Origin of the sequence: Luteimonas abyssi, assembly GCF_001482195.1 — a bacterium.
GTDB lineage: Bacteria > Pseudomonadota > Gammaproteobacteria > Xanthomonadales > Xanthomonadaceae > Luteimonas > Luteimonas abyssi.
Window position 1 is genome coordinate 2,207,771 of record NZ_KQ759763.1, and the last position, 9,170, is coordinate 2,216,940.

Annotated in this window: 7 protein-coding genes and 1 pseudogene; 2 read left to right on the forward strand and 6 right to left on the reverse strand. The window is 71.4% G+C overall.

Going from position 1 to position 9,170, the window contains the following annotated elements:
- Positions 1–91: 91 nt before the first annotated feature.
- Positions 92–1,216 (reverse strand): tRNA guanosine(34) transglycosylase Tgt, encoded by a 1,125-nt coding sequence (tgt, locus tag RG19_RS09295; protein ID WP_058836522.1) that lies wholly within the window; start codon positions 1,214–1,216, stop codon positions 92–94.
- Positions 1,217–1,439: 223 nt separating this feature from the next.
- Here tgt and RG19_RS17890 point away from each other — a divergent pair, with 223 nt between their 5' ends.
- Entirely contained in the window at positions 1,440–1,880 is a 441-nt protein-coding gene (locus RG19_RS17890; RefSeq protein WP_058835033.1) for a YybH family protein, read from the forward strand.
- 12 nt (positions 1,881–1,892) lie between these two features.
- Here the strand turns inward: RG19_RS17890 and RG19_RS09305 are convergent, their stop codons facing one another.
- From RG19_RS09305 to RG19_RS09325, 5 genes are all read right to left on the reverse strand, one after another.
- Entirely contained in the window at positions 1,893–2,909 is a 1,017-nt protein-coding gene (locus RG19_RS09305) for an ABC transporter ATP-binding protein (RefSeq protein ID WP_058835034.1), read from the reverse strand.
- Positions 2,906–4,642 carry an ABC transporter permease gene (locus RG19_RS09310; RefSeq protein WP_202905328.1) on the reverse strand — a complete coding sequence of 579 codons (1,737 nt, stop codon included), beginning with the start codon at positions 4,640–4,642 and terminating at the stop codon, positions 2,906–2,908. The genes RG19_RS09305 and RG19_RS09310 overlap by 4 nt, the downstream gene beginning before the upstream one ends.
- Positions 4,643–4,864: 222 nt before the next feature.
- Positions 4,865–5,965 carry a Fe(3+) ABC transporter substrate-binding protein gene (locus RG19_RS09315; protein ID WP_058836524.1) on the reverse strand — a complete coding sequence of 367 codons (1,101 nt, stop codon included), beginning with the start codon at positions 5,963–5,965 and terminating at the stop codon, positions 4,865–4,867.
- A 75-nt stretch (positions 5,966–6,040) separates the two neighbouring features.
- The gene (gene queA, locus RG19_RS09320) at positions 6,041–7,114 is read right to left on the reverse strand and encodes a tRNA preQ1(34) S-adenosylmethionine ribosyltransferase-isomerase QueA (RefSeq protein ID WP_058835035.1); all 1,074 of its coding nucleotides are present in this window, start codon (positions 7,112–7,114) and stop codon (positions 6,041–6,043) included.
- 414 nt (positions 7,115–7,528) lie between these two features.
- Entirely contained in the window at positions 7,529–7,960 is a 432-nt protein-coding gene (locus RG19_RS09325; RefSeq protein WP_058835036.1) for an Lrp/AsnC family transcriptional regulator, read from the reverse strand.
- 121 nt (positions 7,961–8,081) lie between these two features.
- Here RG19_RS09325 and RG19_RS09330 point away from each other — a divergent pair.
- Positions 8,082–9,053, forward strand: a pseudogene (locus tag RG19_RS09330) (aminotransferase class III-fold pyridoxal phosphate-dependent enzyme); the annotation flags it as partial.
- Positions 9,054–9,170: the final 117 nt, after the last annotated feature.

Below are 9,170 nucleotides of genomic sequence, written 5' to 3' on the forward strand. Positions count from 1 at the left end.
GCACGGTCCGGATCTGGCGGGGAACCACCCCGCCCCCGGTTGCCGGGCCGTCACGGGCCGGTGCCGGCGCCAGGAACCCCTGGCCGGACGCTCAGGCGCCGCGGCGTGCGTAGAAGGACTCGCGGAAGGCCTGGAAGGTTCCCGAGGCGATCGCCTCGCGCATGTCCGCCATCAGCTTCTGGTAGTGCCAGAGGTTGTGCAGGGTGCCCAGGATCGGGCCGAGCATCTCGTTGCAGCGGTCGAGGTGGCGCAGGTAGGCCCGGCTGTAGCCGCCCGTACAGGTCGGGCAGCCGCAGCCTTCCTCGATCGGTCGCAGATCGCGCTCGTACTTGGCGTTGCGGATCCGGATCGCCCCGTCGGACGTGAAGTAGTGGCCGTTGCGCGCGTTCCGCGTCGGCATGACGCAATCGAACATGTCCACGCCGCGGGCCACGGCTTCCACCAGATCTTCCGGCCGGCCCACGCCCATCAGATAGCGCGGGCGATCCTCGGGCAGTTGCGGCGCAGTGTGGTCGAGCATCGCGTTGCGCTCGGCCTCGGTCTCGCCCACCGCCAGACCGCCGATGGCGTAGCCGTCGAAGCCGATCGCCTTGAGCCCGTCGGCCGAGCGCGTGCGCAGGTCGTGGTGCACCCCGCCCTGGACGATGCCGAACAGCGCGGCGTCATTGCCTTCGTGGGCGCGCTTCGAGCGCTCGGCCCAGCGCAGCGACAGCTCCATCGAGCGCTCGATCACCCGCACGTCGACCGGCTTGCCGTCGATGTGCACCGGCGGGCATTCGTCGAAGATCATCACGATGTCCGAGTCCAGCACTTTCTGGATCCGCATGCTCTCTTCCGGCCCGAGGAACACCTTCGAGCCGTCGGTCGGCGCGGCGAAGGTCACCCCCTGCTCGGTGATCTTGCGCTTGTGCGCGAGCGAGAACACCTGGAACCCGCCGGAATCGGTGAGGATCGGGCCGTCCCAGCGGGCGAAGCCGTGCAGGCCGCCATGGGCCTCGATGACCTCGAGCCCGGGACGGAGAAACAGGTGGAAGGTGTTGCCGAGGATGATCTCCGCACCGATGTCGCGGATCTGCCCGGGCAGCATGCCCTTGACCGTGCCGTAGGTGCCCACCGGCATGAAGGCCGGGGTCTCCACGGTGCCGCGGGGGAACGTGAGGCGGCCGCGACGGGCGGCGCCGTCGCGGGTGAGCAGGTCGAAACGGAGTCGGGACATGGCAGGCGACGCGGTCGCGTCGCGGCTGGACGAGGGCCGGCCATTGTCGCGGATCGCCGGCGCGGACGGAAACGCCGGGCACGGGTCGACCGCCATCGACCCGGCACGACGGGCGCCGGCGGCTACGGCGCCGGCAACCGGAACACCGACGCATTGTCGAAACGCGCCGCTCCCGGTCGTCGCCCCAGACAGCGAGCCCTTCCGGCCCGTACAGGAGCCCACCATGTCCGACCCGACCCGCAACGCCATCCTCGACACCCTGCGCCGGCGCGAACGCGCCATCCACGCGGGCGACGCACCGGGCGCCGTCGCCGACATGGACGCCGACATGGTCGACTACGCCATCGCACCCCCGCTGGCGGTGTCGGGAGACGCGGCCCGCGATCCGCATGCGTTGCAGGCCTGGCTCGACACCTGGGACGGGCCCGTCCGCGCGGAGTTGGACGATGCACCCAGCGTGCGCTCCGACGGCGACCTCGCCGTCGTCCATGGCCTGCTGCGTATCCGCGGCATCAAGCGTGGCGAAGGGCCGGTGGACGTCTGGACGCGCAGCACGACCGTCCTTGCCCGCCGCGACGGGCGCTGGCGCATCGTGCACGAGCACGGTTCGTTCCCGATGCGCATGGACGGCAGCAGCCTGGCCGCGACGGATCTGGTCCCCTGAACAGCCGCGCGCTCAGCGCGGAAAGCCGACCGGATCGTCGTCGATCAAACGCAGGCCGAGTGTGTCTCCCGGCCGCACGGCGCATCCGGGCGGCAGTTCCAGCTCGATCACGCTGTCGTCGGCCAGCCGGGCCCGAGCGACGAAGCCGGGGCCTCGGAACGCCGTATCGACCACGTGCGCCCGGATCGGACCGCCCGCCTCCACGACGACGGATTCCGGCCGCAGCAACACGTCGACATCCTCGCCGAGACCGAGCGGCGCACCGTGCACCAGCGCGCCCCGGCCCACGAAGCCGGCGACGAAGCGGTCGACCGGATGCCGGTACAGCGTCTCCGCGTCGTCCCACTGCAGCAGCCTGCCCGCGTGCATCACTCCGATCCGGTCGGCCATGGCGAAGGCCTCGGCCTGGTCGTGGGTGACCATCAGCACCGTGGTGCCGGCCGCCTTGAGCAGCGCGCGCAACTCCCCGGCGAGCCGCTGGCGGGTGTCGATGTCGAGGTTGGAAAAGGGTTCGTCGAGCAACAGCAGGGCCGGATCCGGCGCCAGCGCGCGGGCCAGCGCCACGCGCTGCTGCTGGCCGCCCGACAGCTCGTGCGGATAGCGCGCCGCATGATCGGCCAGGCCGACCCGTTCCAGCGCCTCGCGCACGCGGGCCTGGCGCGCCGCGCGCGACGGCGCGCGCACGCCGAAGCCCACGTTGCCGGCGACGTCGAGATGGGGAAACAGCGCATAGTCCTGGAACATCATGCCGACGCGCCGACGCTCCGGCGGCAGCGCGCTGCGCGCGTCCGCGAGCACGACGCCGTCCAGCTCGACACGGCCGGCCTGCAATGGCTCGAAGCCCGCGATCGCGCGCAGCACCGTGGTCTTTCCGCAACCCGAGGGCCCCAGCAGACTGCCGATCTCGCCGCGCGCCAACGTCAGCGACACCCCGTCGACGGCAATGTGCAGGCCGCCCACGGCCGCATAGCCGACGCGGAGCGTGTCGAGCCGCAACAGCGCCGGCACGGTGGAAGCAGCATCGTTCAAGGTCGGTCTCCATCGCGCGTGCCGGCACGGGCCAGCACGATCACCGGCAGCAGGCCCACGGCCACGATCAGCAGCGCGGCCACGGCACCTTCTTCGTACGTGCCGCGTGCGGCTTCGGCGTACAACCAGGTGGCCAGGGTTTCGAAGTTCATCGGCCGCAGCACCAGCGTCGCCGGCAATTCCTTCATGGTATCGACGAACACCAGCAAGGCACCGGCCGCCACCGCCGGCCGCAGCAACGGCAGGTGCACGCGCCGCAATGCGCCGCCGGGCCGCTCGCCGAGTGTGGCCGCGGCCTGGTCGAGTGAGGCCGGGATCCGGGTCAGCCCGGCCTCGATGCTGCCGATCGAGACCGCCAGGAAACGCAGCGTGCAGGCGATCACCAGTGCGGCGACGCTGCCCATCAGGATCATGCGCGGCGCTCCGCCGGCGAGGGTCACGGCGACATTGGCGAGATCGTCGAACCACGCGATCGGCAGCAGCAGGCCGATCGCCAGCACGGTGCCGGGCACGGCGTAGCCCAGGCTGGCGATGCGCAGGCTGGCCGCGGCCAGGCGGGGGCGACGCCGCGCCTGAGACAGGCGCACCGCCCACGCCACCACCAACCCGACCAGCACCGCGAGCGCCGTGGCGGCCAGCGCGATCGACAGCGTGTTCCAGGTCGCCGCCCATAACTGCGACGAGACGCCGTGCAGGCGCATACGCCCGGTGCTCTCCCACAGCAGATGACCGGCGGGCGCGACGAAGCCGACCGTGACCGGCACCGCTCCGAGCGCGAACGCGACGGCCGCCGCGCCCCCTTCCAGCCGGTACGGCCGCATCGGACGCAGGCGCTGCACGGCCGCATAGCGCTGCCGCCGCCGCCCGTAGCGCTCCAGCACGATCAGCAGCGCCGTCAACGCCAGCATCGCCAGCGCGATCTGCGCGGCGCCGGGCAGATCGCCGCGACTGACCCAGGTCGTGTAGACGGCCACCGTCAGCGTCTGCACGCCGAGGAACTCCGACGCGCCGATGTCGTTGAGCGTCTCCAGCAGCGCCAGCGCCAATCCAATCGCGATGGCCGGACGCGCCAGCGGCAGCGCCACCCGCCAGAACACGCCCGCGCGGCTGGCGCCGAGCGTGCGCCCCGCCTCCAGCAGGCTGGCGGCCTGGGTCATGAACAAGGCGCGCGTGGTCAGATACACATAGGGGTACAGCACGAACGCCAGCAGCACGATACAGCCCGCCAGATTGCGGATATCGGGGAGGCGGAAATCGCGCGGGCTGGCGTAGCCGAGCAGGCCGCGGATCGCGCCCTGTACCGGCCCGAGCGGATGCAGCAGATCGAGATAGGCGAAGGCGACGATGTAGGTCGGCACCGCCAGCGGCAGCAGCAATGCCCAGGACAGCACCCGGCGGCCGGGAAAGTCGTACGCGGTCACCAGCCAGGCGCTGCCCACGCCCAGCATTCCCGCCAGCACCCCGACGCCGGCCAACAGCAGCAGCGTGTTCCACGCCGCATGCGGCAGCACGGTGGTGCCGATGTGCGTCCAAAGGCCCGCGCTGCCCTGCACCGCCACCCAGCCCAGGGCGATAATCGGCAGCAGGACGGCGAGCGCAGCCGCGAGCGATCCCAGCAACCAGCCATCGGGCCAGCGCCCGGCGACGTGTCGCGCGGACGCGGCATGCGGCGCGCCTTGGGCGCGGGCGGCGCTCACCGTCCCGCCCGCGCTGGCCGGCAGCGAAGCGGGCACCGGTCGACGTGAGCGGGCGACGCGATGCTCATCGGCATCCACCGTGCAGGTACGCGATCCTCCCGCCGCAACGGCAGCGCAGGCGACGGCATCCACGCGTGCGGCGGATACACCGCCGACGACGCCCGCATGCCTGGCCTGCACGCGAGCGGCCACGCCGATACCGGCAGAGCCGCACGGAGAACCCGGGGCGCCGTCGCCCTCACCGGCACGCGCTCGCGATCAGCGATCGAAGCCGACCTTGTCCACCAGTTGGCTGGCCTCGCGGCGATGCGCGGCGATCTCGGTCAGCGGCAACGGATCGACGACCATCTCGCCGAAACTCGCCACCACCGGGTCCAGCTCGACGCCCGCGCGCACCGGCACCTCGTAGTTCGCCCGCGCATACAGGCTCTGCGCATCGTCCGACACCAGGTACTCCAGCAGCCGCACCGCGTTGTCGCGGTTGGGCGCGTGGCGCGCGACCGCCGCACCGCTGATGTTGACGTGGGTGCCGCCGCCGGCGACGTCGAACACCGGGCGCACGACCTGGATCGCCTCGCCCCACTGGTGCTGCTCGGAGCCCGGCTCGGCGTTCTTCATCCGGCCGACGTAATAGGCGTTGGCGATGCCGATGTCGCAGATGCCGGCGAGGATGTCGCGGGCGACATCGCGGTCGCCGCCGGTGGCACGCCGCGCGAGGTTGGCGTGGACGCCGCGCAGCCAGGTCTCGGCCGCCTCGGCACCGTGGTGGGCGATCATCGCCGCGAACAGGCTGGTGTTGTACGGATGCTGCCCGGAGCGGATGCATATCCGTCCCTTCCATTCCGGGTCGGCCAAACGCTCGTAGGTGAAGCCGGCCAGGTCGAGATCCTTGTCGGCGTACAGCACGCGGTCGCGCAGCGACAGCGCGAACCACTGGCCGTCGTCGCCACGCAGGTACTCGGGAATCGCCGCCTCCAGCACCTCGGAATCGACGGGCTGCGCATGCCCGGCCTCGACCACGTCGAGCAGGCGCCCGGTGTCCACTGTCATCAGTACGTCGGCGGCCGAACGCGCGCCTTCGGCCTGCAGGCGCTCGGCCAGGCCGTCCTTGAGCAGCACGGTGTTGACGCGGACGCCGGTGTCGGCGGTGAACGCGTCGAGCAGCGGCTGGATCAGACCCGGCTCGCGCGTGGTGTACAGGTTCACCTCACCCGCGCCGGCAACGCCTTCGGCGCCGGCCGCGGCAGGTGCGGCGGGCTCCTGCGAGCAGGCCGCCAACAGCAGGGCCGCACACGCGGCGAGCGGCGAGACGATCCGGGCGAACCCCCGCGGGCGGGCGGTGGACGAAGGCGTGCGCATGGGCATCTCCAGAAAAGGCATCGGATGGCGAATGGCGGGTACGGTGCCGGCATCAGGGCGCCGGGACGGTGCATTTTAGGGGGCGTCGCGCGCGGACGCCGCGGCCGGGCCCGGGGCGTCGTCGGGTTGCGGCGACAACAGCATCGCGTCGCCGTAGGAAAAGAAGCGATAGCGCTCGCGCACCGCGTGCGCATAGGCGTCGGCCACGCGCGCGCGGCCGGCGAACGCCGAGACCAGCATCAGCAACGTGGACTCGGGCAGATGGAAATTGGTCACCAGCGCATCGACGCTGCGGATCCGGTAGCCCGGGTAGATGAAGATGCGGGTCTCGCCGGAGAACGGCTGCAGCGCGCCGTCGACCATCGCACTCTCCAGTGCGCGCACCACGGTGGTCCCCACCGCGACCACACGCCCGCCCGCCGCGCGCGTGGCGTGGATGCGTGCGATCAGTTCGGCACCGACCTCCAGCCACTCGGCGTGCATGCGGTGGTCGCGGATGTCGTCGACGCGCATCGACTGGAACGTGCCCGCCCCGACGTGCAGGGTGACGTGGCCGAACCCGATGCCACGCGTGCGCAGGCGTTCGAGCAACGGCTCGTCGAAATGCAGTCCGGCCGTGGGCGCGGCCACCGCGCCGACGCGGCGTGCGAACACGGTCTGGTAACGCGCGTCGTCGTCGGCGTCGGGTGCGCGCTCGATGTAGGGCGGCAACGGCATGCGCCCCGCCCGGTACAGCCAGGACTCCAGCGCCTCGCCGACAGTGAAGCGCAGGCGGTAGAACTCGTCGTCGCGTCCGAGCACCTCGGCCTCGCCGCCGGCCTCGAGCGCGATGCGCGTGCCGGGGCGACTGGGCTTGCTGGCACCCAGTTGCACGCGCGCCTCGTCGTCGGACAGCAGGCGCTCGATGAGGATCTCGACGCGCCCACCGGTGGCCTTCCGCCCGAACAGGCGCGCGGGAATCACCCGGGTGTCGTTGAAGATCAGAAGATCGCCGGGCTGCAGCAGGTCCGGCAGGTCCGCGACGTGGCGGTCGTCGAATGCGCCCTGTCCGGCCGGCACGACCAGCAGGCGGCTGGCGGAACGCTCGGCCAGGGGGGCCTGGGCGATCAGCTCCGGCGGCAGGTCGAAGTGGAAATCGGACTTCTTCAAGAGAACGGGCGGCGGGTGGCGGAACCGTGCATTTTAGGTATTTCTCCCGGGCGCGGGGTCATGCCTCCGGCAACAGCCCCGCATCGCCGGCGGCCCGGGCCTTGCTCGACAGCATGCGCTTTCGAGCGGACACCCCGGCGCATCGCGCGCCCCGCCCCGCCCCGCCTCGTCGCCATCGCGATCCGGCCGACTGTCGAGGCCGGTCGTCGTCGGGAGCAGAACGCATTCGCGCGCCGGACGGGCCGCGTCGCCTTGCATCGTCGCGACCTGATGGGCCCCGTCGAAACCGGTGGCCTCCTCGCGCGAATGTCCCCCGGCAGCCGCGTGCGCGGCTGCCTCCTCCTTGATTTCGCCGAGGAGGCCGCCGGTCCCGACGGGGCTGTGCTCGCGGAACGTACGGGACGTGCCCGGCACTCAGCGCTCGAACTTCACCGACAGCACGATCGCCGAGGTGGTGCGCTCCACGCCGTCGAGGGCACCGATCCGGTCGGTCAGGGCATCGATCTCGCCCACCGTCGGCGCCACCCCCAGCGCGACCAGATCGAACGGCCCGCTGACCGAATGCAGCGTGCGGATCTCCGGCATGGCGTGCAGCGCGTCGACCACCGCAGGCGCCTGCTTGGGCACCGCGGTGATCGTGATGTGCGCGCGGATGTGGCCACTTTCGACGCCCTCGCCCACGCGCACCGTATAACCCGCGATCACCCCCTCGCGCTCCAGACGCTCGATGCGACTGTGCACCGTGGTGCGCGACACCCCCAGACGGCGCGCGATCTCGGCCGTGGACGCGCGCGCGTCCTCGCGCAGCACGGACAGCAGACGCTGGTCGGCATCGGACAGCTTCATGCGCACCCCCGAATTTCGTCGATTCGACGAAATAATGCCATTTTTCGTCCAAATCGCGACTGTCGATCGACGATCCTGTCCGAAATAATAGGGAATCGACGCAACGTACCGGAGTTCCACGATGGCCGTGACCGCCCCCCTCGCCCCCCTCCGCGCCCATGCCGGTGCGCGCCGCACCGTCGGCCTGGACGACACCACCCTGGCGCGCTTCGCCGACGATGCCGACCTCAACGCCGCGATCGCCGCGGCCGCGCAGGCGCACGCGCATCTGCGCGACGAGTTCGCCGAGCTGCTCGATCTCGACGAGGCCGCGCAGATCGAGGCGGTCCAGGCCGGCTTCGTGAACTTCTACCCCACCGATGGCGTGAACCCCTATGTCGCCCTGACCGCCAGCGGCCCATGGATCGTCACCCTCAAGGGCGCCGTGCTGCACGACTCCGGCGGCTACGGCATGCTCGGCCTCGGTCATGCGCCAGCCGCCGTGATCGAGGCGATGGCGAAGCCGCAGCCGATGGCCAACATCATGACGCCGAGCCTGTCGCAACTGCGCTTCGAGCGCGCGATCCGCAAGGAAATCGGCCACACCCGTTCTTCCGCAGGCGACGGCAACCCGTTCGCCAGCTTCCTGTGCCTGAATTCCGGCTCGGAGTCGGTCGGCCTGGCCGCACGCATCGCCGACATCAACACCAAACTGCAGACCGACCCGGGCGCGCGCCACGCCGGTGCCACCGTGAAGCGCATCGTGGTCAAGGGCAGCTTCCACGGTCGCACCGAGCGCCCGGCGCTGTATTCGGATTCCACGCGCAAGACCTACCGCCAGCACCTGGCCAGCTACCGCGACGAGGATTCGCTGATCGCGGTACCGCCCTACGATGTCGCCGCGCTGGAGCAGGCGTTCGCCGACGCCGCGGCCAACGGCTGGTTCGTCGAGGCGGTGTTCCTGGAGCCGGTGATGGGCGAAGGCGACCCCGGCCGCGCCCTGCCCCGCGCGTTCTACGACGCCGCCCGCCGGCTGACCCGCGAACACGGCGCCCTGCTGCTGGTCGATTCGATCCAGGCCGGCCTGCGCGCGCACGGCGTGCTGTCGGTCGCCAGGACGCCGATGCCCCGGACATGGAGACCTACTCCAAGGCCCTCAACGCCGGCCAGTACCCGCTGTCGGTGCTGGCGGTGACCGCACACGCCGCCGGCCTGTACCGCAGCGGCGTCT